21 protein-coding genes are annotated in these 24,198 nt (G+C 39.9%); 5 read left to right on the top strand and 16 right to left on the bottom strand.

The window, feature by feature from the left end; translation table 11 throughout:
• Positions 1-140 precede the first annotated feature (140 nt).
• Genes hisB through hisZ form a run of 4 tightly spaced genes read right to left on the bottom strand, consistent with a single transcriptional unit; the run spans position 141 to position 3,871 of the window.
• Entirely contained in the window at positions 141-725 is a 585-nt protein-coding gene (gene hisB, locus AZE41_RS06625) for an imidazoleglycerol-phosphate dehydratase HisB (protein ID WP_067207081.1), read from the bottom strand.
• Positions 715-2,004, bottom strand: coding sequence for a histidinol dehydrogenase (gene hisD / locus AZE41_RS06620; protein ID WP_067207078.1), 1,290 nt, complete (start codon positions 2,002-2,004; stop codon positions 715-717). Before hisD ends, hisB begins: the two co-directional genes overlap by 11 nt.
• A 6-nt stretch (positions 2,005-2,010) precedes the next feature.
• A complete protein-coding gene (gene hisG, locus AZE41_RS06615; protein WP_067207076.1) occupies positions 2,011-2,637 on the bottom strand; it encodes an ATP phosphoribosyltransferase in 627 nt (208 codons plus the stop codon).
• Position 2,638: 1 nt separating this feature from the next.
• Positions 2,639-3,871: an ATP phosphoribosyltransferase regulatory subunit gene (gene hisZ / locus AZE41_RS06610; RefSeq protein WP_067207074.1), complete on the bottom strand. Its 1,233-nt coding sequence runs from the start codon at positions 3,869-3,871 to the stop codon at positions 2,639-2,641.
• Positions 3,872-3,966: 95 nt separating this feature from the next.
• On the opposite strand from hisZ, the gene AZE41_RS06605 reads away from it, so the two are divergent.
• Positions 3,967-4,764, top strand: coding sequence for a histidinol-phosphatase HisJ family protein (locus AZE41_RS06605; protein ID WP_067207072.1), 798 nt, complete (start codon positions 3,967-3,969; stop codon positions 4,762-4,764).
• Between the two features lie 127 nt (positions 4,765-4,891).
• Here the strand turns inward: AZE41_RS06605 and AZE41_RS23440 are convergent, their stop codons facing one another.
• The 9 genes from AZE41_RS23440 to gdhA all read right to left on the bottom strand — a co-directional run bounded on the left by AZE41_RS23440 (position 4,892) and on the right by gdhA (position 16,554).
• Positions 4,892-5,014: a hypothetical protein gene (locus AZE41_RS23440; RefSeq protein WP_257722503.1), complete on the bottom strand. Its 123-nt coding sequence runs from the start codon at positions 5,012-5,014 to the stop codon at positions 4,892-4,894.
• A 614-nt stretch (positions 5,015-5,628) separates the two neighbouring features.
• A complete protein-coding gene (locus tag AZE41_RS06600) occupies positions 5,629-7,281 on the bottom strand; it encodes an S-layer homology domain-containing protein (RefSeq protein WP_067207070.1) in 1,653 nt (550 codons plus the stop codon).
• A gap of 297 nt (positions 7,282-7,578) precedes the next feature.
• Positions 7,579-8,160, bottom strand: a complete 582-nt coding sequence (locus tag AZE41_RS06595; RefSeq protein ID WP_067207067.1) for a YdcF family protein — start codon at positions 8,158-8,160, stop codon at positions 7,579-7,581.
• A gap of 9 nt (positions 8,161-8,169) precedes the next feature.
• Positions 8,170-8,844, bottom strand: coding sequence for an ABC transporter ATP-binding protein (locus AZE41_RS06590; protein ID WP_067207064.1), 675 nt, complete (start codon positions 8,842-8,844; stop codon positions 8,170-8,172).
• Positions 8,837-9,970: an ABC transporter permease gene (locus AZE41_RS06585; RefSeq protein ID WP_067207062.1), complete on the bottom strand. Its 1,134-nt coding sequence runs from the start codon at positions 9,968-9,970 to the stop codon at positions 8,837-8,839. The genes AZE41_RS06590 and AZE41_RS06585 overlap by 8 nt, the downstream gene beginning before the upstream one ends.
• Positions 9,967-11,205 carry an ABC transporter permease gene (locus AZE41_RS06580; RefSeq protein ID WP_067207059.1) on the bottom strand — a complete coding sequence of 413 codons (1,239 nt, stop codon included), beginning with the start codon at positions 11,203-11,205 and terminating at the stop codon, positions 9,967-9,969. The genes AZE41_RS06585 and AZE41_RS06580 overlap by 4 nt, the downstream gene beginning before the upstream one ends.
• A 2-nt stretch (positions 11,206-11,207) precedes the next feature.
• Complete coding sequence (locus AZE41_RS06575; RefSeq protein ID WP_067207056.1) at positions 11,208-12,779, bottom strand: DUF6583 family protein; 1,572 nt, start codon at positions 12,777-12,779, stop codon at positions 11,208-11,210.
• A 1,012-nt stretch (positions 12,780-13,791) separates the two neighbouring features.
• Positions 13,792-15,003, bottom strand: coding sequence for an argininosuccinate synthase (locus AZE41_RS06570; RefSeq protein ID WP_156476149.1), 1,212 nt, complete (start codon positions 15,001-15,003; stop codon positions 13,792-13,794).
• 168 nt (positions 15,004-15,171) lie between these two features.
• Positions 15,172-16,554 (bottom strand): NADP-specific glutamate dehydrogenase, encoded by a 1,383-nt coding sequence (gene gdhA / locus AZE41_RS06565; protein WP_067207053.1) that lies wholly within the window; start codon positions 16,552-16,554, stop codon positions 15,172-15,174.
• A gap of 324 nt (positions 16,555-16,878) precedes the next feature.
• On the opposite strand from gdhA, the gene AZE41_RS23040 reads away from it, so the two are divergent.
• Positions 16,879-17,019, top strand: coding sequence for a hypothetical protein (locus AZE41_RS23040; protein ID WP_187047139.1), 141 nt, complete (start codon positions 16,879-16,881; stop codon positions 17,017-17,019).
• Between the two features lie 50 nt (positions 17,020-17,069).
• Here AZE41_RS23040 and AZE41_RS06560 read toward each other — a convergent pair whose 3' ends face one another.
• Positions 17,070-18,356: a glycoside hydrolase family 18 protein gene (locus AZE41_RS06560; protein WP_067213876.1), complete on the bottom strand. Its 1,287-nt coding sequence runs from the start codon at positions 18,354-18,356 to the stop codon at positions 17,070-17,072.
• Positions 18,357-18,527: 171 nt separating this feature from the next.
• Here AZE41_RS06560 and AZE41_RS06555 point away from each other — a divergent pair, with 171 nt between their 5' ends.
• Positions 18,528-19,178, top strand: coding sequence for a spore coat protein (locus AZE41_RS06555; RefSeq protein WP_370569977.1), 651 nt, complete (start codon positions 18,528-18,530; stop codon positions 19,176-19,178).
• A gap of 81 nt (positions 19,179-19,259) precedes the next feature.
• Here the strand turns inward: AZE41_RS06555 and AZE41_RS06550 are convergent, their stop codons facing one another.
• Together AZE41_RS06550 and AZE41_RS06545 are read right to left on the bottom strand one after the other, a co-directional pair.
• Positions 19,260-20,045: an MBL fold metallo-hydrolase gene (locus AZE41_RS06550; RefSeq protein WP_067207050.1), complete on the bottom strand. Its 786-nt coding sequence runs from the start codon at positions 20,043-20,045 to the stop codon at positions 19,260-19,262.
• Positions 20,046-20,060: 15 nt separating this feature from the next.
• Entirely contained in the window at positions 20,061-20,969 is a 909-nt protein-coding gene (locus AZE41_RS06545) for an RluA family pseudouridine synthase (protein WP_067207048.1), read from the bottom strand.
• 115 nt (positions 20,970-21,084) lie between these two features.
• Here AZE41_RS06545 and AZE41_RS06540 point away from each other — a divergent pair, with 115 nt between their 5' ends.
• Complete coding sequence (locus tag AZE41_RS06540; protein ID WP_067207043.1) at positions 21,085-21,744, top strand: HAD family hydrolase; 660 nt, start codon at positions 21,085-21,087, stop codon at positions 21,742-21,744.
• Positions 21,745-22,991: 1,247 nt separating this feature from the next.
• Positions 22,992-24,185, top strand: coding sequence for an NAD(P)-dependent malic enzyme (locus AZE41_RS06535; RefSeq protein WP_067207040.1), 1,194 nt, complete (start codon positions 22,992-22,994; stop codon positions 24,183-24,185).
• Positions 24,186-24,198 lie beyond the last annotated feature (13 nt).

Raw genomic sequence — 24,198 nt, 5'->3', positions numbered from 1 at the left:
TCCCGCCATAAGCCGAGCAGCTTCGCCGCCAGTCTTATGGCTTCGGCTACCCCTTGTAATGCGCCTTCGCTTAGTAAATTACGAATTCGAGCAGTACCTGCACACAAAACAAAATTACCAAGTGTGTAAAGGTAATATTCTTATAGCATTCCCTTCGTAGATGGAACTCCTTTTACATCTGGATTAATCGCACTTGCTACGCGCAATGCACGTCCGAATCCTTTGAAAATTGATTCGATAATATGGTGACTGTTTTTCCCGTACTGCAAATTGATATGCAATGTTACTTTGGCATGGCTTGTGAATGCTTGGAAAAACTCCTCAACAAGCTCAGTGTCGAATTCCCCTACTTTATCTTTCAATCCCTCAACGTTATAAACAAAAAATGGACGCCCGCTTATATCGATAGAAACTGTTGATAATGCTTCATCCATAGGTGTTGACACTGTCGCATAACGCTCGATGCCTTCCTTTGATCCGATACTTTCATAGAACGCTTGTCCCAATACAATTCCGATATCTTCGACGGAGTGATGCTGGTCTACTTCGATATCGCCATCACAATCAACAGTCAAATCGAATCGACCGTGATTTGTGAACAATGTCAGCATATGATCGAGAAAGCCCACTCCTGTTTTAATAGTTGTTGTTCCACTTCCATCAATCGCAAAGTCTAAGTTAATCTTTGTTTCCGCTGTCTGTCTTGAAATCGATTTACTCCGCATTCAAATCCGCCTTCCTTACTTGAATTGAATTTGCATGGGCCGTTAAGCCTTCCGCATTCGCAATTGTGATAATGTCTTCGGCTACTTCTTGCAATGCTTGCTCCGTATACTGAATAATGCTCGATTTTTTCATAAAGTCATAGACACCTAACGGCGATGAAAATGCCGATGTCCCGCTCGTTGGCAATGTATGATTCGGACCTGCCATATAATCGCCCAATGCCTCCGGTGAATAGTTTCCTAAGAAGATTGCTCCTGCATTGTGAATGAACGGTAATTGCTCCATCGGATTTTCCACCATAAGCTGTAAATGTTCCGGCGCCAATTTATTAACAAAGTCGTATGCTTCCTCCAACGATTCAACCAAGATAATGCGCCCATTATCAGCGATTGAAACTTCAATAATTCCCTTACGATCTGCTTGTTCAGTTTGCTTTATCACTTCTTTTTGAAGTGCTTCAGCAAATGATTGACTCGTCGTTACGCATACAGCTGTTGCCCGTTCATCATGCTCCGCTTGTGATAATAGATCAGCAGCGACGAACTCTGGGACAGCGCTATTGTCTGCAACAACGCAAATCTCACTCGGTCCTGCAATCATATCGATGGCTACGTCACCAAATACCCATTTTTTCGCCCGCGCAACAAATGCATTTCCAGGCCCCGTGATTTTCACTACTTTTTTTACTGTTTCCGTCCCATACGCCAATGCTGCAATCGCTTGAGCACCACCAATTTTATAGACGATATCGACACCGGCTTCTTGCGCTGCTACGAGCACATGTGGATTCACTTTGCCATCCGCTTGAGGTGGTGTCACCATTGCAATCCTTCCGACTCCCGCAATTTTTGCCGGAATAGCATTCATGAGAACAGTCGATGGATAAGCCGCTTTTCCGCCAGGTACGTATATACCGACACTGTCTAAAGGCGTCACTTTCTGACCAAGAACAATTCCTTGTTCTTGATTAATAAACCAAGACTGCTCTTTTTGAACTTCATGGAACGTAGTAATATTTTGCTTTGCTTTTCTAAGAGCACTTAGGAATTGCCCTGTAATCAACGTCTGCGCCTCCGCAAACTCCTCAGGCGTCACAATCAAGTTATCTAGCCACACGCCGTCAAACTGTTCGGTAAGGTTTCTTAATGCCTGGTCCCCATCTTCACGGACTGTTTCGATAATTCCAAGCACAGTTCGGTCAAATTCGAAATTAGTTGTTTGTACTGCCGTTTGCTGCTCTTTCTCTTCTGTATATTGTTCCAACGTTACAATTCGCATAAATTATCACTCCAATGCAGCTTTTAAGTCCGAAATGACTTGCTGGATTTGACTGGTTCTTGTCGCATAACTTGCTTTATTAACAATCAATCGTGCACTGACATCTGCAATTTCCTCCAAGACGACTAATCCATTTTCTTTTAGTGTCTTGCCCGATTCAACAATATCAACGATGACATCTGCCATACCAATAAGCGGAGCCAGTTCGATAGAGCCATTCAACTTGATGGTCTCAATACGAATGCCTTTGCTGTCAAAATAGGCTTTTGTCACTGCTGGATACTTTGAAGCAACTGTCAGCAACGTACTACTCGGAAATTGTTTATCCGGAAATCCGGCAACAACCAGCTGACATTTTCCAATTCCAAGATCCAACAGTTCATAGACATCAACTGGATCTTCCATAATCGTATCTTTACCAACAATTCCGATATCTGCTGCTCCTTTTTCGACATAGGTTGGAACATCAACTGCTTTCACGAAAATGAGTTTCACTTTATTTTCATCATCATAGATAACAAGCTTCCTGCTTTTATCATGATATTCTGAAAAACGGATGCCTGCTTTTTCAAAAAACGCTAACGCTTTATCAGCAGTACGCCCCTTCGCCATGGCGATTGTAAGATGTGTCATTTCAATTCAATCCCCCTACGAGTAATTCCAGTAAAGCCTTTAAGTCCGGAAATGGTGTAACTTTATCTTTATATAGAAATGAATTATTTTCTTTCTCCAAACGTATCGAGTAAACACTCTGTCGTGGATCTGCCTGTTCCTTATGCTCTGAAAATGACAGCACACTATAATTTCGTTCCCGTAATTCATTGGAGATGGCAATGGCTTGTTCCAATTGGCTATCTGCATATGTTATTTTTACATCGATTGGAAAGCGGGATGTAACTTCCCTGCTATCTGTCGCTTTAACTAACGATTCAATTTCACATGCAAACCCAATCGCTGGAAGTCTAGCACCAAACTCGTTTCCTAACTCATCGTAGCGCCCGCCCATTAAAACAGGTTTCCCAAATCTTTCGACATATCCTTGGAAAATAACCCCTGAATAATAACCCATATGATTAATCAATCCCAAATCCATGACAATATACTGTTCTAATCCGTACATTTTCAATATACTGTAAACATCCATTAAGTAATCGAGCGTGTCCTGCATTTTTTCCGTTAAGGCGATCCCTGTTGTCCGTTCACTCACATCAACTGGGTTACCGTATAAAAACGGGATCCGTTCGATTACTTCTCTCACATCATCGTCAATGTTTAGGTTCTGAAGAAAAGGTCCAATTTCTACAACGTTTTTCGCTTGTATCAATGACTTCAATTGATCAATTTGAAGTGAAGTAAGTGGTAAATTCTGGACAAGCTCATTGAAAAATCCAGCGTGCCCTAATTCTATTTTAATATCATTAAATCCTAAATCTTTCATTAAGTGACACGCTAGTGCAATTACTTCTGCATCCGCTTCAGGTGAACTATCGCAAAAATATTCAATGCCTGCTTGTGTGCGTTCGATACTGTCATTTTTATCAAATGGCTGACGGAACACCTCTTGTACATAAAAATATCTAAGTTCACTTGAAAGGTCCGGGAAATTTTGTACCAGTTCTCTTGTGATTGGAATCGTGACATCGGGTCGTAATACTAATACTTGCCCTGTATGATCGATTACTTTAATCATTTCATTTTGGTTGATTGAGCTTTTTACTTTAGAATATAAATCATATTGTTCAAAAGCCGATGTTTTAATGCGTTTATAGCCATATGTGGTAAAGCGCTTATTGATCGTCTTAATGATTCTTTCAAACTTTTCACTATCACTTAACATTCGTTCAGGATACACTTCGTTTCTAACCATTTCCAACACCCCTTACTTCACTACTTTACTAGACTAAAGTTATTTAGTACTATAAAGGTATACCAACGAAATGTCAACAGGAGGAATGATTATTAATGTTCGATTATCACATGCACAGTTCGTTCTCAGCAGACTGCCCAGTTCCAATGGAAGATATGATTAAGGGAGCGATTCAAAAAGGATTGACTGAAATTTGTTTTACAGAACATATCGACTATGAATATCCCGATGATACAATCGTTTTCGACTTTGATAAAAAGGAGTACGCAAGCAAATTGATAGAAATGCAGAAGAAATATGAAGGGCGTATTCGTATAAAAAAAGGCGTTGAAATCGGTGTACAACCACATATACTAGACAAATACGACGAGCTTATGGCTAAGGAAGTATTCGATTTCGTCATTTGCTCCATGCATACCGTTGAGAAAAAAGGATTACACTACGGAGAATTTTTCGAGCATAAAACCATAGAAGAAGCGTATGGTATTTATTACGCAGAGTTATTATATTGTGTAAAAAACTATAAACAATTTAATATCCTCGGTCATGTTGACCTCGTGAAGAGGTACACAAAAAAACCGTGTGATAACCCTTTCCATACTGAATTGACGGCTATTTTCAACGTTATTATTCCAGAAGGTAAAGGAATTGAATTGAATACTTCTGGTGTCCGCTACGGACTGGCAAACGGCATGCCAAGTGATGATATTTTGAAACTATATAAACAATGCGGAGGCGAAATCATCACACTTGGTTCCGATGCACATAATCCTGAAGACATTGCATTCCAATTCAGTGAATCACTAAAATTATTGCAGTCGATTGGATTCAAGTATATCACTACATTCGATAATGAAAAACCTACTTTTCACGCAATTAGTAATATGATGTGAATTAAGAAAAGCTCCAGCTCCTAGACACTATTCCATGTTGAAAAACTTATACTTTTCTTCACACCGGTTAATTAACCAAAAATAACCTGTAAATAACTTGATCACACACTGGGTGCTGTGCATATAGTTACATTTTGATTGCTTTGGATTGAATGACTTCTATACGATTACCGAGATGCCTGGATGTGTAGGGATGCGACTTTGTCGCATCCCTACACACTTTTTCGATAATCGTATGGTGGTTCTTCATCCGCCGCGCTCCAAATGCATAACTACACGTAGTGCTGAAGTTTTTTTGGACGAAAGAATAGCTGGCTTTTTCACTAGAGAAAAGCCGCCAAAGATGCAATTTTGGCGGCTGATGCTTTCTCTATGGTTTTTCTTTTTTATTTTAAAGAAGTGTCACTTTCTATAAGGTATCACATGATTACATACATACTCTTTGCTAAAAGTAAGCAAGAAACACATTGTACAAAGTACTAGAGTGCCCGAAATTGTATCTTCGGGCACTTACAATCTCTGTAGAAAGTCATCTATTCATTTCTTTCAAAGCAGCTGCATTTTTCATTTGAATAGTGTAGGAACGCGACAGGCAATTATTCACAACAGGATTACTGAAAAGAGTGTGGCTAGAAGTGACGGAGTCGCTTCTAACCACACTAGGCCCCCCCTCAGTAAACCTGTCATGAATATTTAGCCGAAAGCGGACCAGAAATGGTCCAGTGAAAATGAAGTTTTCAAGCCCTTTTCACCAGTTTTTTATGCGAATTAATGGTTGATCAACAGACATGACTTTTCTTTTAATCAAACGGTCCAGTCCGCCTCTACTCACTAGAGACGGACTGGACCATTTTTTCACAGCTATTAGTTTGTTTGTTTAAATATAGAGATAAAATTAACAACCATTTTTGCAGCTTGTGCACGTGTAGTTGAGCTGCTCGGCATGAATTTTCCTTCGAATCCAGTTGCAACATCTAATTCATGAAGCATTGAAATGGCATTTACTACTTCCGCATTATAGTTTCCGAAATCGGAATAAGGTGCTTTAGTAGAGGCCTTATATGCCTTTCCTGTTACGCTTCCATATGCACGTTCAATCATTAAAGCCAATTGTGCGCGTGTTACTAAATCAGTTGGATTAAAGTTTCCTTTATTCCCTTTAATAATTCCATATTTATAAGCGGCATTGATGTCAGCTTTGGTCTTATCTGCATAATTACCAATATCACCAAATGGGGCTACTTCATCCGTTTTCAAACCTAATGCGCGTACAATTATTGTAACAGCTTGCACACGTGTTAAGTTTTGATCAGGTTTGAATGTCCCGTCCGGGTAGCCACCAATGATTCCAGCTACGGCTGCATGTTCAATATAATTCTTCAAGCCATGATTGGCGATATCCGAGAATAATATTGGTGTTGGTGTCGATGAATCTGCAACAGTTACACTGATTATTGGATTATGAACACTTTTGTTTCCAGCTTGATCTACTGCCATTACTGAAAAAACATACGTTGTATTTGCAGTAAGATTTTCTACTTTATATGTCGTAATGTCTCCAGCTACAGTTGCTAGTTTTTCTTCACCACTGTATATTTCATAACTCGTTACGGCTACATTATCACTAGCTGGTTGCCAGTTTAATTTCACCGAGTTTGGACCCGGCGCATCGGCGACGAGGCTACCTGCTGTGATCCATGTATTAGCTGGTAGCATATTCGCCCAAAATTGCTCAGTCACTTTTTTATAGCCTGCTTCACTTAAGTGGATATTTTCTGGATTTGGAAGGTAGGTCTTGTAGTCTGACGCAATTACGTCACCAGTAGGCACGAAAATTGCTTGCGTCCCCACTAGACCTGTTGTAATGGCTTTGTTCAACATATCTAGTAATTGTTTGAGCAATGGTTGCAGGTCTTCCGACATATAAGGAAACGGATTATAGTAACCCATGACATACACTTGCGCATCAGGATTGATTTCATTGATTTGAGCCATAATCGATTTGTAGTTTGTACCTACTTGCTGAAGCGTCGTCAGCGCCATTTTCTGATCAATAATGGCCTTACCTGTCGTCGGATCTTGTTTGAAATGCGGTAAAATATCATTTGCACCGGCGCTAATTGTGATAACTTCTGCATCTTTGATGGATTGTTGAAGTTTAGCTGTCTTCTCTTCAAAGCCAATGCCGTGGATATCCTTTGTGACGTTCAGTTTAATATCATTTAAAACGTCTGTTGTTTTATAGCCTGGATACGAGAATCCTTTGTTATATGTTTTCAAAGCCCCTATCTCCATCATTGACACCGCTAAGTAATCTGCATAGCCCTTCCCTAATTCATTGTTAGGAGTGACACCTGCTGCTAATGAATCACCTATAGCAAGATAATCGATTGGCAGCATCCAAGAAGGAGCACTCGTATCTATTTCAGCTGCTGCAAAACGGTACGGTACAACAATCATTTGGATCATAAGTGCAATTACAAAAAGCATTCGAAATTTGAACTTCGATTTCACCATAACCTTCCTCCTATTTTATGTTTTTGCGAACACCCTACCTCGGTATAACTCCTTGTCACACCACCTTCGCATTTAACCGTGCCAACCAATACTATTCTTGACTAATTCGACATAGAATACTAATTTTCCTTCGCTGTGATTAAATACCGTCGTTTAGCATTGAAAACACTTTTTTCAGCATGTAGTACTATTTATTCCCACGAAAAGCGAATTCTTATCAACCATCATTAAAAATGGCGGTTGCCCGTTTATAAGTTAAGAAATTATAAGTTTTTCACCAGACGCCTTGCGCTTTTCTTATTTCCCTACAATATACGTTTTCACAAGGGCGATACGTTCTCTCACAGTCAATTTTGCTGCCACTACTTTCGGCGTTTTAGCCGACACTCCATCTGACTCGAGTCCAAGGCTAGCCGCAATTTTCCGTGCTCTCGCCAGGTGATAATCACTTGTGATGATTGTGATCGAACTAATTTCAGACGGCAACAACTTTTTCGAGAATAAAATGTTTTCATAAGTGGAAGTAGACGCCGCTTCTAAAATAAGCCGTTCCTCGGCGATGCCATTCTCCGTTAGAAACCGTCTCATCGCTTCCGCTTCGCTAATAGGCTCATCCGGACCTTGCCCGCCTGATAAGATTATCGTCACATGTGGATACTCATTAGCGTACTGTAGCGTAGCATCCAAACGATACTGTAATGATAGCGACAGAGAATCTTTTTTCACTCTAGCACCGAGTACGATTACATAGTCATTCGTGCCATCTGCTGCAGGTTCTAATCCCTCATCCATCCATTTGCCCGTTAGCCACCATAAAAACAGACTAAAAATAATAAGTGCAATTGCACAAGCTATAGCTATTTTCTTTGATTTTTTCATTACAATCACTCATTTCAACTGTTCTACGAAAATTTTATTCTCCATCAATAAATTCATATAAAACGGATCTTTTCCGATTGTATAAACTCGGTCGCAAACGGTAGTAATTTCGTCCATATCATGAGAAGTGTACATAATCATTTTCCCTTCATTTTTCGCCAACCTATGCAAATACGAACCTATCTCCTTTTTGGATTTTAGATCGATACCAACTGTAGGTTCATCTAACAACAAGAAAGTCGGATCATGGAGCAGGCTGATTGCTAGGTTCAATTTCCTTTTCATACCGCCCGATAACGATTGAACTCCTTCCTTCCAATGCGTCAATTGCATATCCAAACAAAGTTGCCGGCATTCCTCTTTTGTACGTTTTTTCCACGACAGCTGTTCAAAAAAAAGCATATTTTCCTCTACTGTGAGTTCCTCCCAAACCGATATATCTTGAGGGACATAACCGATTAAGCGCCTGATGCCCTTTACATCAGTCATATAAGAAAGTTCATCCAATTGAATATCGCCTTGAGTCGGCTGAATAACTGTCGCCAATAATTGAAGCAAGGTTGATTTTCCTGCACCATTTTCCCCAACGAGACCAACAATTTCTCCAGGCTTCATTTGAAAAGACACATTTTCTAAAACGGTCTTTTCCTTGTACTTTTTCTGTAGTCCCGTCACGTTAAGCATTTGCCTTCCCTCCTCTATGAATCCAAACAGTGAGCAAAGCAATCATAACGAAAAGCCATGTCAGAGGTATCGTCCCATCCAGTAACGATTGGACCGGACTAAGTTCTTCAATCCACGGCCACTTCCCCTTTAGCCCATCCATCGGTATGATTGACCCACCGACTACAATCAGCAACAACGCAATCCCCAAGCTACTTATATAGTACATAAACAATTGCTTGTAGACGCTTGCGAGTAGAAACGCCAGCAAATTTATCGTCAGCCGGAAAGTAAATAGTGAAATCAGAACTCGAATTGTCCATGCTTCCTGGAATAATGATGAGAAGATGAACACCGTGACAAGATCGATGAGGAAAATGATAACTGTAAAAAACAGCAATGATAAACATGCATACTTTTTAAAAGAGATTTCAGTGAATAACCAGCGCTGACGCATCGATGGTCGATTTTCTTTTAGCATCCAGTCGAATAGGAAGAATGTCGTGATGATTGCGAAGAATGCCCAAACACCCCATGCTTTCAGTAGCGGTAACGTTTGTTCTTCAGCGGTATTTTCCTTATCATAATAAGAAAAACTCGATCGGAGCAGTGCTTCACTTTTTTCCCTTTCGCGACTACTCTCAATAACTTCTTCGTAACTCCATTCATCTTCCATACCATAATCCGAGAATAATTGTTTGATAACGAAAGCTGCTTTTGAACGGGCTGCATCTTGTTGAGCATAGGACGTAATCGTTTCGACGACAGCTCGATAAGCAAAAGACCGATTGGAAGAGTATGCCTCGATAAGCTGATTTCGCCGGTTTGCCAGTATATGATCTTCATACCCCTTGCGAATAACGAACACACTATCCAACTCATGCTGTTCGAGTTTATGTAGTGCTTCATCTAGGGATATGAACTGGATATGGAGAAGCTCCGTACTCGCGATATCGTCAACTAGACGCGCTGCCATTTCAGTCTGTTCCTCAACGACAAGAGCTATCGGCACTCTAGTCTCCTCTTGCCAAGTCACAACACCTTGCATAATTAGCACTGTCATAACGATTGGCAGAAGCATCCAGCATAAAAGACTTTTCCAGTCCTTCTTCAAACGCATCAAGCGGATAAACACAACATTTTTCATCGAATCCACCTCTCTTTTCCGACTGTTGATAGCCAAAGAAGGAGTAGTCCGATAGTAGCAATGACAGTTAGTGTTATGAAGTTCGCATAGTTTCGCCCTTCCAATACAATATCAATCATCCAATTCAAGCTAACGTATGAAAAGATATACGGTAAAACACCTTGTATCACTTGCGGAAAGTAGAGCGTCGGTATAACTGCACCACTTGTGAAAATTAGTACGAACGTATAGAAACTTTGTAATAAAAGAATGACTTTTCGAGATGAAATCCAGACATCGATTAGCGCTATGCCAACTAAAAACAATAAAGCATTAAGAATAGTAAATAAACCAAACCGGAAATAATCAATAAAGAAAAGTTCAAATCCAACAAACTCACCGATAATGAAAAAGGCTACTGCCACAACGACAAGGCTATATCCTAAAGAGACCAGAATTCTTGCGAGGATACGTTGCCACGTAGTTACACCGAACAGTTTCATCCGAATTAGCATCGAGGAATGCTCTTCTTTCCCTAAAATAGTATAGATGGCGAAAAGCCAGACTGACATAGTTATAAACCAGCCGGACAATATGTAATAGTGCGTTGGTGATGACGTCGCCACATTTGTAATCATTTCTTCATCAAGTAGCTTATCTTTTCCAAATGTGTACAAACTGAAATCCATAAACTGTTGAAACATCATTTCTTGTCGTTCTTCTTTGGGCATATCCGTTTTTTTTGCGTACTCATTGACGGTAAGAATAGTCGACTGAGCTACAGAGATGTAACGCATCATACTTTCCACTAACTCTTTCACAAGAAAACTATCTGTTGGACGCGATGGGTTTCCAACAATAGGAACCGTCACGGATTGACCTTCATACAAATCCTCCGTAAATCCGCTCGGAAATGTAAAATAGGAACTGATTTGGTTTTGCTCCATAAGTTTCACAGCATTTTCTTTCGTTATTGATATGATTTGGATGAACTGATTATCCGAGGCTGTTTCTTCCAGTAGCCCACTAAACAGTATCGTTTCCTGCGTTCTGTCTTCATCAACCAAAGCCACCCGGATTGGTGAATCTTCTTCAGGCAGCAGTAAACCAGCCACCAGGAGCAACAGTGAGCCTATCAAAATAATTGGAAATAGAAAAAGAAGAAGAAGTGTTGCCCACTTCTTCTTCAACTGTTTATTATATTGGCGCATGAAAAATAGTATTCTTCTCATGGATAGCATAATGGTCACTTCCATTCTTAAAACTCGCCTATTTCACCTTGTAAATCCTCCATAAATCCGAACATCCATTCTTGTACTTTCACCGTGATTTCTTCAGTGAATGCATCAAATTCATCCTTATTCATTTTACCAATATTCACTGTGCCCTCTGTTTCTACTGGCATATCTACTTTTTTCACAACTTTTCCTTGTTGCTTTAAAATGAGATTGAACATATCAGCGCCCATTGTTTCTTCACTGAAAGTAAATTCATGATTCGCTTTCATAGAATCGCTTTCGTGTGTAGCACTCCCTTTCCAGATAACGGCTGGATCGACATTTCCATCTGTAAAGCCAAACGAACGAGTAAATGTACGTTTCTTATCTTCCAGTTGTTCTTTTCCTTTATAGATGAACTTCATATCATCCATCGAAAATGTTATGGAATCAGTTGCCTTCTGATCTTTCCAACTTAAATCACCAATAATTTTCACAAAGTTTTCATCACCGAAGGAATCTTCTACCCCCATTGTGAAATCCCACTTTTGACTTGTTTTATCTAGCAATTGAGTTCCATTAATCATTAACGTATCGACATCCGTCTTATCTTCTCCAACACCCATTGCGAATTCACGTTTCACAATTTTGTTTGAATGGTGCCAGATTGTCGATTGCAGTCCGTTAGGAAGTTTAATAGCGTCCACACCTTCAATCGCTTCATCAAGCCCATTTTCAAAATCATCCATTATAGTTGCAAGTTCATTGTCGGAAGTATCCCCAGCAAATGAAGTAAGTGTCAATTGCTCTTTCAGTATAGCTTTAAGTTTTTCATCTGATTTCGCTTTTTTCAATAAATCTTTTAATAACGTTTTAACTTGTTGTTCTGTAAGATCCATCTTGGTTTTTTTAGTTTTTATTTTTTTATCAAACACTGTAAGTTCTTCTTTTGCGCTCGTAAATGCCTCTTCAGGAATCTCTTTAATGAGATACGTGATATATTCGTTTTCGACATATGTACGTGATTCTTCCGTCATCGAAAATCCACCTTCGAATAATTGGGATAGACCAAGATTTTCATTTCCTTCATAATCTGGATCCGTTTCTCTCATTAACTTCCCGAAATCCTTATCGTCGAAGCGAATTAGTTCATCCATGAATGGAAATGAAGCCACTAGTTTCTCAGTTGTCACAAAAACCGAACCGAAGTCCATGTTAACACTGCCTAGTTCTCCCCTAAGATCCACTTCGAGTTCTTTTTTGACCGGATCATAGACTTGTTTACTAGATATTTTAGCACTATTGACAATGCTTTGTACTTCCTGCATTTCATGGTCAACAGACGGATCATTCCATTCGCCGGAAAGATCAAAGTTCGTTTCAACTGGCTTTTCCTCTTGAACTTCCAACCATCTTAGTTCGTTCTTATAACGGTCTTCCAAAATAGTTCCCATTTGTTTAAACGTTTCTGCTTCTGCTAAAAAATATTGTACTTTAGGTGACTTATTCACCAAGAAAAATGCCGACACGCTACCGCCTACAATGACCAATCCAGTTAATAACATAATCATTAATAACTTGGGTGACTTTTTCTTCACAGCTTTCTCTTCCATACTATTCTCCTCCTAAATTCGAATCGTGAACTAGAAATGTTTTGCTAAAGTTGAAGTTTTTTCATATTCACATTTTTTCATACTATCACAGTCTATGTCTTTACTCAAAAATAAGTTGGAAGAATTCACCTTTTCAGAGCAATTGATGATATCCGACTAGTCCCCTCTCTACACCCAAAGAATCATACAGCTCAAAGAACCATCTACCTTTAAAAAGTAGATGGTTCTTTGAATGGATAGCACGTCTGTCATTAACCATTTGTTTGCATAAAATACTGGTGAGTAGGGCCTGGAAAAATCCATTTTCACTGGATCATTTTCGATCCGCTTTCGGCGAAATTATCACGACATATTTACCGTGAGGCATATGCGCTTTACAAAGGTTTTTAGGAGGCCACTGAAAAAATCCCAATACTTAGAACTAAATAGAATTCCCGCCAATACCGCTTCGACGCTTTGTGAAGGCATCTCCTAGCGCCGTAGCGGTTCAATGGGATTCATTTATATAGTATCAACTAGTAATCACCTTACAATCTCGACATATACATCTCAAAATCACATTTCTCTCGATAATGAACAACCTAGCGCAGGCGCGGCAAAGGGGTCGCCGAAGCTGTAAGACTGGATGCGAAGCGCTAATCCAGGCTTACAGCGAGAGGCATTCCCAAAGCGCCAGGCGTTCTACAATCCACACCCCGAATAACACCTCTCTTATTATTGAGTGCCACGGCAGATTCAATGGGATTCTTTAATTCAACATATATAGAAAGTTTCAGCACTCTGTGTATTAATGCATTTGAAGCGCGACGGATGAAGGACCACCATACGATCACCGAAAAAATATGTAGGGATGCGACAAAGTCGCATCCCTACATATTCAGACATCTCGGTAATCATATAGAAGTCATTCTATCCAAAGTAACTCAAAGTCAACTATACACATAGCTTCCAGTAGGTGATCATGTTACTCACTGGTTACTTTGGTTAATCAACAGACATGAATGGATAGTGCTTAATTTTTCACTGTTTGCTTCTTGTTTACCATGCTGTGAACTTCTGTAGGTAATCCCCAAAGCTTGATGAACCCAACCGCTGCAGATTGGTCAAAGGAGTCATCAGACGTATACGTTGCAAGATTCATGTCATAAAGTGAATTAGCTGACTTTCTGCCTTCTACAATTGCATGACCCTTGAACAACTTCACACGCACTGTTCCATTAACGTATTGCTGTGTTTCTTTGATGAACGCTTCTAATGCATCTCTCAGTGGTGAGAACCACAAGCCATTATAAATTAATTCACTCAACTTTTGTGAAATAATTGGTTTGAAATGAGCCAACTCTTTAACAAGTGTCAGATCTTCTAATTCCTTATGTGATTTCAACAATATAATTGCTCCTGGACATTCATACACTTCACGTGATTTGATACCAACAAGACGGTTTTCTACATGGTCAATTCTTCCTACTCCGTGCTTCCCACCAATATCATTTAGTTTTAGAATCAGTTCACTGAGTGGATATTGCTGACCGTCAATACTGACAGGCACACCTTTTACAAAATCAATTTCAATAACATCAGACGTATCTGGTGCATTTTCAATTGAAACTGTAAGACCAAATGCATCTTCAGGTGGTGCTGCCCAAGGATCTTCCAAAATTCCACACTCATTAGCACGTCCCCATAAGTTTTGATCAACGGAATATGGGCTTTCTAAATCGATTGGAATCGGGATATTCTTCTCTTTTGCGTAAGCAATTTCTTCTTCACGCGACCAACTCCACTCACGGACAGGGGCAATAACTTCCAATGATGGATCCAATGCTTTAATTGCCACTTCGAAACGTACTTGGTCATTCCCTTTTCCAGTACAGCCGTGTGCAACTGCAGTAGCATTTTCTTTATGAGCCACTTCAACAAGTTTTTTCGAAATAAGCGGACGTGATAGTGCCGATACAAGTGGATATTTGTTTTCATAATAAGTTTGAGCTTGGAGTGAGAGCAACGCATACTCCTGTGCGAATTCCTCTTTCGCATCAATGACATAACTATTTACAGCTCCAACCTGCAACGCTTTCGCCTGGATGAAGTCCAAGTCTTTTCCTTCTCCGACATCAAGACAAACTGCAACTACATCATATCCTTGTTCTGTTAGCCACTGTACTGCCACAGATGTATCTAGTCCACCTGAATATGCTAAAACTACTTTTTTCTTACTCATAATTAAAATCCCCTTCCATTCATTCATCTAGTTGTATATTTATGCAACACTTCGTATTTTTATAATAACATATTTTCAATTTTACACAATAGTTTTGTTGAAATTTTTCCGAAATAAAAAAGAGTACACAATTTTCAGCTTGTGTACTCTTTTTATGGGACTGTCATAAGCTTAACTAAGACCATGGGCTACCATTGCATCTGCTACTTTTAAAAATCCTGCAATATTCGCTCCGACTACGAGGTTACCGGGATGTCCATATGCTTCTGCTGCATCCAAACAGCTCGTATAGATATTTTTCATGACCGTCTGAAGTCTTTCATCAACCTCTTCAACTGTCCAAGAAAGACGCATACTATTTTGGGACATTTCCATCGCTGATACCGCAACACCACCTGCATTCGCAGCTTTTGCTGGACCGAATAAAGTTTTATGCTCGTGGAAAACTGCCATCGCTTCCAACGTACAAGGCATATTCGCACCTTCTCCGACTGCAATTACACCATTCGCAATCAGTATACGGGCAGCTATCTCATCAATTTCATTTTGCGTCGCACAAGGAAGTGCAATGTCACATGGAATTGACCAGATTGCAGAACAGTCCTCAAAATACTTTGCTTCCGGATGTTCTTTGACGTATTCCGAAATTCGTTTGTTCTCAACCTCTTTCAAACGCTTGATTGTATCTAGGTCGATTCCATTTTCATCATAAATATAACCGTCTGAATCACTACAAGCCAGTACAGTAGCGCCTAACTGCATTGCTTTTTCAATTGCATAAGTGGAAACGTTACCCGACCCTGAAACAACAACTTTTTTACCTTCAAAACTTAAACCTGCTTCTTTTAACATCTCTTCAACAAAGTAGACTGTTCCATACCCTGTCGCCTCTTTGCGACCAAGGCTACCACCATGTTTTGGATCTTTCCCAGTAAACACGCCTGCTTCATAACCGCCTTTCAAGCGATTATACTGACCAAACATATAACCTATTTCTCTCTTACCTACTCCAATATCACCTGCTGGAACGTCGGTATCAGGACCGATATATCTGCTCAACTCCGTGATGAAGCTTTGAGTGAAACGCATAATTTCACGGTCTGATTTCCCCTTCGGATCAAAGTCAGAACCACCTTTACCCGCACCAATTGGCTGGCCTGTTAACGCATTTTTAAATATCTGTTCAAATGCGAGAAACTTCATAATGCTGCTGTTTACAGAAGGATGGAATCGGATACCGCCTTTATACGGTCCGAGATCACTATTGAACTGGACACGAAAACCACGATTTACATGTACTTTACCTTGATCATCTTCCCATGCAACCCGAAAAATGATGATGCGTTCCGGTTCCGTAATACGCTCTAAAATGCCATTTGTTATATAATCGGGATGCTTGGAAAAGACAGGTCGAAGCGAATCGAAAATTTCTCTAGTTGCTTGTAAGAACTCTTTTTCATCTGGATTTCTTTTCTTGATCAATTCATAGACTTCATGGACGTAATCATTCGCTCTTTTTTTATTATCATTGTAAGTTTCATTCAACTTCGTCAATTTTCACTCATCCCTTTCTTGCTTTAAGTTAAAGGTGGAAGCTATTAAATCCCTACTTCCACTACTAAATGATAGTTCAAACTCATGTTACCATTTTTAGTATTATCGCTGAAAAAATGAATATATACAACTTTTTTCTAGTGTCGAATAAGTAATTATACAACATTATGTCCTATTTATGTATGGAAAATAAAATTATTTACTTTTTTCCGAAGAGAGAGTATTATTTAGTTATTCAAATAACGATTGATGAAGCATATACTTATCAGTGTAGCTGTCAATAGCTATTAGAAAATTACAACTAGGAGAAAGAAGGTTAGGACAATGAAATTTAAAAAGATTCTCCGTACATTTATCGGTGCGAACGTAATGCTATTAATGACTTTCGTTTTCCTACCTGTTTTACTTTTCAATCCGGATGTAGAGTTTCTGACGAGTTTCATCAATTATATCAATAAAGAGTAATTAATCTTAAAAAATGAACCGCGAGTGCTTAAGCACAGCGGTTCTTTTTTTTAAGTAATTTTTCGTATGGCGAAATTGTCTTCCAACAGCAACCAGTTTTGTGGAAAAGCTAAACCAAGTTTCCAATACATAATCCCGCGTAAGTTGAACTGTTTGATCAAGTCAAATTTAGCTTGAATACTACGTGCATCTTCAAACCAAACTACATGACGTACTCCTGTATCATCCGTGTACTCGAAATTGGGTGCCTGCGCTACATAGTCGTATTCGATATCAACTTCTCGATCTGTCGCAATCAAAATTGCCTGTTGAGGGCTTATCGCTCTGGCAGCAGATCCACCTTGACTCGGATATGGTGTAGACCAATCATAACCGTATAGATTTTGGCCCAAGAATATTTTCTCGCTCGGAATTTGACTGACAGCATACTCGACTACATTCCGAACAGGACCTATTGGACTGACAGCTTGCGGGTCGCTGTATGTGTAGCCCCACTCATACGTCATAAGAGAAACAAAATCCACAATCTCTCCATGCGCACGATAGTCATGTGCCCCGTAAATCCCAGTTCTAACATCACTTGTCATGGGTGCAAGTGCGGTCGAAATTGTGAAACCGGCTTGATGGAATCGATCTCTTGCATTTCGCAGAAAACTATTATAAAGTTCACGATCTTCTGGATGTAATAACTCAAAATCAAAATGTATGTCCTTATAACCAATTTCATTAGCCACTTGAATGAGATTGCCGAACAACCGATTTTGTGCTGCCTGATCCGTAAATAATACATGAGCAAGATCTGCATTAAATGCAAAGTTCTCCAAATTACTTACTACAAGTGCATTCGCCGCCCCTGCAGCACTCGCTATATTCGGTATATCATCAATCGAAGGTGCTTTCAATGACCCATCCCGCTGCGCTTCGTAACTGAACATGGCTAAGTACGTTAGTGCATCGACTCTTTGTCTAACTTCATCAATCATTACTTCGGTTACTGGAGTCCTTGGCTCCACATAGAGTAATGACTCAGCCGTTTTTTTCGGTCGTGCTGGAATGTAAAGACGTTGTCCCACACGTAAGTTCTGGGATGGAGATAGTCGATTAATTGTTGCGAGCTCATTGACTGTCAAACCGTACATTTGTGCGATGACATAAAGCGACTGACCTGGCTGAACCCAGTGATAGCTGCCTGTAATTGGTATAACTAACGCTTGGCCTACAACGATACGTGATGGATCTGGTAGTTCATTTGCTTGTGCAATTTCTTGATAATTGATGCCATAAGCTTGGGCAATTCCATATAAACTTTGACCATTTTGAACCACATGAATCTGCATACCTATCATCTGCCTTTCATAAATAAAAATGTCCTCTACTCTAGACTATTTTAGTTAGAAGGAGATTATGCTTATATTGTTTTCATTTCACAATTTCCACGCATAGTTTTCACACGATCATCCATACTATGGTTGATGAAAATCAACAACCATAAAGGAGGAATTTATACAGTGACGCAAAATCCATTCGGTCAATCGAACGATCAAACTCACGAAAACATGCATACGGGAAGCGTTCCGCAACAGTTGAATCATGGTGGTCATGAATTATTTGACGTCCACGAGGCATTATCTGGGACTGTCGCATGTCTGAACCAAGCAATGCTATTACGAACACATGTGAAAGATCCCGAGTTACTTGACATTTTGGATCGCCAATACCGCTTTGCTTTAGATGAATATAACATTACAGTTGAATGTTTCAAAACTGGACAAAATCCATCGCATCCTACAGGAAGGTATGAGATGAAACAAGGTAATGACTTCGTATATGGTATGAAACCGTCTCAACCGAAAAAACCGATGCAGTCCGTGGCAGACATATCGGATGAAATCATTTCAGGCTTTTTACTAGGCTCCGCAAAGGCTGGAGCATCGATGAAAACGATGGCTGCAACCGAAACATGTAACCCCGTTGTTCGTCGCGTACTTGCTGACTCTGTACCTAACTGTATAGAAATGGCTTATGAACTGGCGATTTACCAAAACAAACATCATTATTACCAAGTGCCACAGCTTGCCGCACAAGATATGCAACAATTATTGAATTCGTTCGCCTCTTCACAAGGTCAACCCGGAATGCCAAATAACACGCTTCAATAATCAAAAAAACCAGGTGCACACTAGAATTCTAGTATGCACCTGATTTTTTTATTAACACCCAATAATTGCAATGCCTGCAAGTCATTTTAAAATCGAGTTGACGATATGTTTTGGTGAATTTTCAAAGAAGGATAAGTAATGCATCGGATGACTTTTGGGAAATAGTTTTTTTCTTATTGCATGCGAAGTCATTCCTTGATTATTGAGCGATTGAACTTCTTGTTGTACGCCCTCCAAATAATCCAACTTTTTCTCAATCGCCTGTCTACCTCTAACTTTTACCCCTGCATGGGAGCAAATATACGTTTCAAAATCATACGTCAATATTTTCTTTAATGATGTAATAATTTCCGGAACAGATTCAAAGGCAAACAAACTTTTCGGAGTCGGTTGTATATACAGATCACCGCCAAACATCCAACCTTTTTCCTGATTAAACAACGCAACATGATCATGTGCGTGACCAGGTGTATGAATGACATCCCAATTGTAGTTATCTGTTGTAATCGTGTCATTCAATTCAATCGGTTGGAACGGTTCTCTATCTCCCCAAAAAACTTTACGATAAAAAGGCAACTTTGTACGATTTTCACAGTCTTTAATTCCCGATTCATGAATGTAAATCGGGAATTCCGTATTTTCTTGAAGCCAATATGCCAATCCCGTATGATCTTCGTGGTGGTGCGTTAAGATCACTTTAGTTATATCCCACTGCTCAAACAAAGGTATGAGTTTTGCTTTCATTTTAGCTGGTCCAGTATCAATTAATAACCCGTCTATCATAAAGACGGAAACAGTCAATTTTTGCTTACCAAATGAAAGAACCATCTCAGCTTGTTGTAAATCATCATAAGATATAATTTTCATGAACACACCAACCGATCATTTTGACTTCGAAATTAGTGAAGATGGCACATCCGCTTTGAAACGGACGAGTTCTCCAGTACGCGGATGTAAAAGTGCCAATGCCGTAGCATGAAGGCCGATCCGTTTAATCGGGTTAACGCTAGATCCGTACTTTTTATCACCAACAATTGGGTGACCAATGTCTTCCATATGAACGCGAATCTGATTTTTACGACCTGTTTCCAGTTGAACTTCAAGTAACGAGTAGTTACTATTCGACTGGAGCTTTTTGTAATGTGTTACAGCATGTTGCCCACCATTATCAGTTGGATTTGAGTATACTTTGAATGTTTTACTTTCCTTAAGCCATGATGAAATCGTACCTTCTTTTTTTCTAACAGCACCCTCAACAAGTGCCGTATACGTACGTTCTTTCACGACTTCATTCCACGCAGCTTGCAATCCATTTTTCACTTCTTCATTTTTCGCGAACAACATCACACCCGATGTATCTCTATCAAGGCGGTGAACGACATAAACTCGGTTTCTTGGATTGGTTTCTTTTACATAGTCCATTAGCTGTCTGTAAGCGGTCATGTCTTCCGGATTTTTTGAAGCGACTGATAGCAGACCTGCTTCTTTATTAATAACAATGATATCGTCATCTTCATGCAAGATAGTGACACCGACCAACGTCTCCTCTTTCATCGCCGCTCGGTTTTTAAGGATTTCAACATGTTGTCCAGCCTGAAGTGGATGATTATGTTGCGTTACCATCTTGCCATTCACCGTGACCTGTCCACGTGTCAGTATAGATTTCACCGAGTTACGGCTACTTTTAGACATCATTTCCAATAGAAAGGGTAATAACTCCATGGGTTCTTTCACTGTATAAACGGATGTATCTTCTTTTCTGCTTGCTGAATTCTTATGATTTTTTTTCATAATTAATAAACTCCTCGCTCTCACTTCTTATTATCCTCAAATTGCCTCTACATTACAAACGCTGTATGATAAAATCAAGGAATTAATTACAAATAGCAGGAAAAAGGGGATTTTTATGCGAGTTGCGATATTCGATTTTGATGGAACACTGTATTCAGATGAAACTTTTCAACTACTAATGAACCATTTAAGATACCACCCCGTCCATCATCCAAACTACAAACGATTTTATCGGGCCATCCTTCCACCTTATATTGGACACAAATTAAAACTGGTTCCAGAAGCCAAGATGAAAGAACGTTCTATGCAAATCTACTTGAATGCGCTTGGGCAAATGTCCATTACAGAATTAGATACCTATTTCGGGGAATTGACCGATCGGGTACGAGAAGGCTTTAATCCTGAAGTCATCACGCGTTTAAAAGAGCATGCTGCTGAAAATATACATATAATGCTTGTTTCTGGTGCTTACACGTCCCTTTTGCAATCCGTCACAAAGGAGTTGCAGTTCGACACCATCATTGGTACCGAAATTCCTATGAAGGAGGGCAAAACCGATAAGCTGACGCCAATCTATCATATACAAGGTCCTCGAAAAAACGAGAAGATTCAAGAAGTACTACAAGGAAAAGAAATCGACTGGCAAAATAGTTTCGCCTACGGAGATAGTTTTTCCGATTTGTCTGTTCTAGAACTTGTCGGGAACCCAGTCGCCGTTCGACCTGAACCCCGCTTAAAAGCTATAGCTAAAGAACGTGAATGGGAAATAATTTGAGTATCAAAAGCGGAAGGCGCCTGTTCAGCTCCGACAGGCACTGAAAGGCTTGAAGATAAAGGCGTTCTTTGCCTTTATCAGCAAGACTGAAGTGACCCGAGGAGCTAGGCGCTGGAGTCTAGACGTAAGGAAAAGCGCAAGACGCCGTTTTAGCCCCGACAAGCGCTAGAGGAATTGATGGTAAAGGCGCTATTTGCCTTTACCATCAATTCTGAAGCGACTCGAGGGGCTGGCGTCTGAAGTCTAGACACCAATCCATGTAGATAAACTTATACTTTCTTACCTTATATCATAAGCGCGAAACGCCTGTTTTCTAAATAGGTCAAACAGATGACTGCTTACTTTTTTGATAAAACACTAGTTACTCTATGTACAGGTGCTTCGGATTGCATTGAACTGAACGACTACTATACAATCATCAGAATTTCTTGCTGCGTAGGATGCGACTTTGTCGCGTCCTACGCAGCTTTTTCGTTAATCAACAGACGTGATAATATGTATACTTTTCCTCCCTCTTCGCTCCATTTCTCACTTGATTGAAGTCTATATATGTTGAACAAATGAATACGGCGTATGCGCTTTACAAGGGCTTTGGGGGGGCCACTGAAAAAGCCCTTGTAATTGGAATGAATTAGAATTCCCCCTAATACCGCTTCGACGCTTTGTGGATGCCTCCCGCGATAAGCCAGAAAGACGCGCCTTCGCTAGATGGTCTATGTAAGAAAGCGCATTTCATTTTCAGGGATGAAATCTGCAACCTGGAGTGCATCTTTCTTGACTATAAGTAGTATCAACTAGTAATCACATTATAATCTCAGCATATACATCTCAAAATCACATTTCTCTCGGTAATGAACACCCTAGTGCAGGCGCGGCAAAGGGGTCGCCGAAGCCGTAAGACTGGATGCGAAGCGCTAATCCCCGCTTACGGCGGAAGGTATCCCTAAAGCACCAAGCGTTCTACAATCCACACCCCGAATTACAACTCTCTCATTATTGAGCACCACAGTAGATTCAATGGGAATCTTTAATTCAATATATATAGTGAATTTGTTATTTTGAGCGTATTACTGATTTTCATCAAAATAAAATATATTAATCTTAAACGTTGCAACAAAGCTAATGTAAGCGCTACATTTCCTTAATTATCTAACTGTGATGAATTTTCTGACTTGTGTTTTTTTCGAGTTCATGGTAAAAATTTATAACAACAGTTAAAAAATACGAAGTGGAATGGGGTATATTTAATGACGAGTCGTTATCAATCTTCTTTAGAAATGCATCGTATTCATACAGGAAAAATGGAAACTGTATCGAAGGTCCCGCTTGAAAACAGTGTAGATCTCAGCCTAGCTTATTCTCCAGGAGTAGCAGATCCGTGTTTAGAAATCGCAAAAAACCCCTATGCGGTATACGACTATACAATCAAAGGGAATCTAGTGGCAGTAATTACAGATGGAACTGCCGTGTTAGGCTTAGGTGATATAGGACCCGAAGCAGCACTTCCGGTAATGGAAGGGAAAGCGATGCTGTTAAAGAGATATGCTAACATTGACTCGTTTCCAATCTGTCTAGGTACTAAAGATGTTGATATCATCGTTCAAACAATTAAAGCCATCAGCCCGACATTCGGCGGGATCAATTTGGAAGATATATCCGCTCCGCGCTGCTTTGAAATTGAAAAAAGATTACGTGAAGAGTGCGATATCCCTGTGTTCCATGATGATCAGCATGGTACTGCAATCGTTGTTGGTGCGGGTTTATTAAATGCTCTAAAGGTAGTTAATAAAAGTATGGAGACAGTTAAAATAGTGATCAATGGTGCCGGTGCTGCAGGTATTGCAATAGTGAAACATCTCAAGAATATTGGATTTGAGCAGATTGTCATCTGTGATTCAAAAGGCATTATTTACAAAGGTCGCCCCAATGGCATGAATGCCACTAAAGATGAAATTGCTGAGATTACAAATCCTAACGACTTAACAGGCTCGTTACAAATTGCTATGACGGATGCTGACATATTCATAGGTGTTTCTGCTGCTAATTTATTGACGAAGGAACTTATCGACTCCATGAGCATCGACCCGATTGTCTTTGCTTTGGCCAATCCAGACCCTGAAATCGCGCCTGCTTTGGCAAAAGCATATGGAGTTCGCATCATAGCGACCGGCAGATCCGATTATCCAAATCAAGTGAACAATGTGCTCGCGTTTCCTGGTATTTTCCGAGGGGCACTGGATGTCCGGGCAACAGAAATAAATGAAAGCATGAAGCTGGCTGCGACTTATGCTATTGCATCATTGATCAATGAATCCGAGTTACGCGATGATTATATTGTTCCTGATCCTTTTGATGAAAGAGTTGTAAAAGCCGTTACACAGGCGGTAAGTAAAGCAGCAATTGAGTCGGGAGTATCTGCTCTTATGTGTGCTGTCCACTAATTATAGAAGACCC

Source organism: Sporosarcina psychrophila (assembly GCF_001590685.1).
In the GTDB taxonomy this organism is placed as follows: domain Bacteria; phylum Bacillota; class Bacilli; order Bacillales_A; family Planococcaceae; genus Sporosarcina; species Sporosarcina psychrophila.
The sequence above is the reverse complement of the archived record's forward strand: the minus strand, read 5'-3'. Positions and strand labels throughout refer to the sequence as shown.

Bases quoted from the DNA above. Each gene is read 5' to 3' on its own strand.
- AZE41_RS06605 (WP_067207072.1), top strand. From the start codon at position 3,967: ATGTTCGATTATCACATGCACAGTTCGTTCTCAGCAGACTGCCCAGTT.
- AZE41_RS06560 (WP_067213876.1), bottom strand. From the start codon at position 18,356: ATGCAGATTCATGTGGTTCAAAATGGTCAAAGTTTATATGGAATTGCC.
- hisG (WP_067207076.1), bottom strand. From the start codon at position 2,637: ATGACACATCTTACAATCGCCATGGCGAAGGGGCGTACTGCTGATAAA.
- AZE41_RS06600 (WP_067207070.1), bottom strand. From the start codon at position 7,281: ATGGTGAAATCGAAGTTCAAATTTCGAATGCTTTTTGTAATTGCACTT.
- hisD (WP_067207078.1), bottom strand. From the start codon at position 2,004: ATGCGAATTGTAACGTTGGAACAATATACAGAAGAGAAAGAGCAGCAA.
- AZE41_RS06585 (WP_067207062.1), bottom strand. From the start codon at position 9,970: ATGAAAAATGTTGTGTTTATCCGCTTGATGCGTTTGAAGAAGGACTGG.
- AZE41_RS23040 (WP_187047139.1), top strand. From the start codon at position 16,879: ATGAAATTTAAAAAGATTCTCCGTACATTTATCGGTGCGAACGTAATG.
- AZE41_RS06540 (WP_067207043.1), top strand. From the start codon at position 21,085: ATGCGAGTTGCGATATTCGATTTTGATGGAACACTGTATTCAGATGAA.
- AZE41_RS06575 (WP_067207056.1), bottom strand. From the start codon at position 12,779: ATGGAAGAGAAAGCTGTGAAGAAAAAGTCACCCAAGTTATTAATGATT.
- AZE41_RS06590 (WP_067207064.1), bottom strand. From the start codon at position 8,844: ATGCTTAACGTGACGGGACTACAGAAAAAGTACAAGGAAAAGACCGTT.
- AZE41_RS06580 (WP_067207059.1), bottom strand. From the start codon at position 11,205: ATGGAAGTGACCATTATGCTATCCATGAGAAGAATACTATTTTTCATG.
- AZE41_RS06550 (WP_067207050.1), bottom strand. From the start codon at position 20,045: ATGAAAATTATATCTTATGATGATTTACAACAAGCTGAGATGGTTCTT.
- AZE41_RS06545 (WP_067207048.1), bottom strand. From the start codon at position 20,969: ATGAAAAAAAATCATAAGAATTCAGCAAGCAGAAAAGAAGATACATCC.
- hisZ (WP_067207074.1), bottom strand. From the start codon at position 3,871: ATGGTTAGAAACGAAGTGTATCCTGAACGAATGTTAAGTGATAGTGAA.
- AZE41_RS06595 (WP_067207067.1), bottom strand. From the start codon at position 8,160: ATGAAAAAATCAAAGAAAATAGCTATAGCTTGTGCAATTGCACTTATT.
- AZE41_RS06535 (WP_067207040.1), top strand. From the start codon at position 22,992: ATGACGAGTCGTTATCAATCTTCTTTAGAAATGCATCGTATTCATACA.
- hisB (WP_067207081.1), bottom strand. From the start codon at position 725: ATGCGGAGTAAATCGATTTCAAGACAGACAGCGGAAACAAAGATTAAC.
- AZE41_RS23440 (WP_257722503.1), bottom strand. From the start codon at position 5,014: ATGAAGAACCACCATACGATTATCGAAAAAGTGTGTAGGGATGCGACA.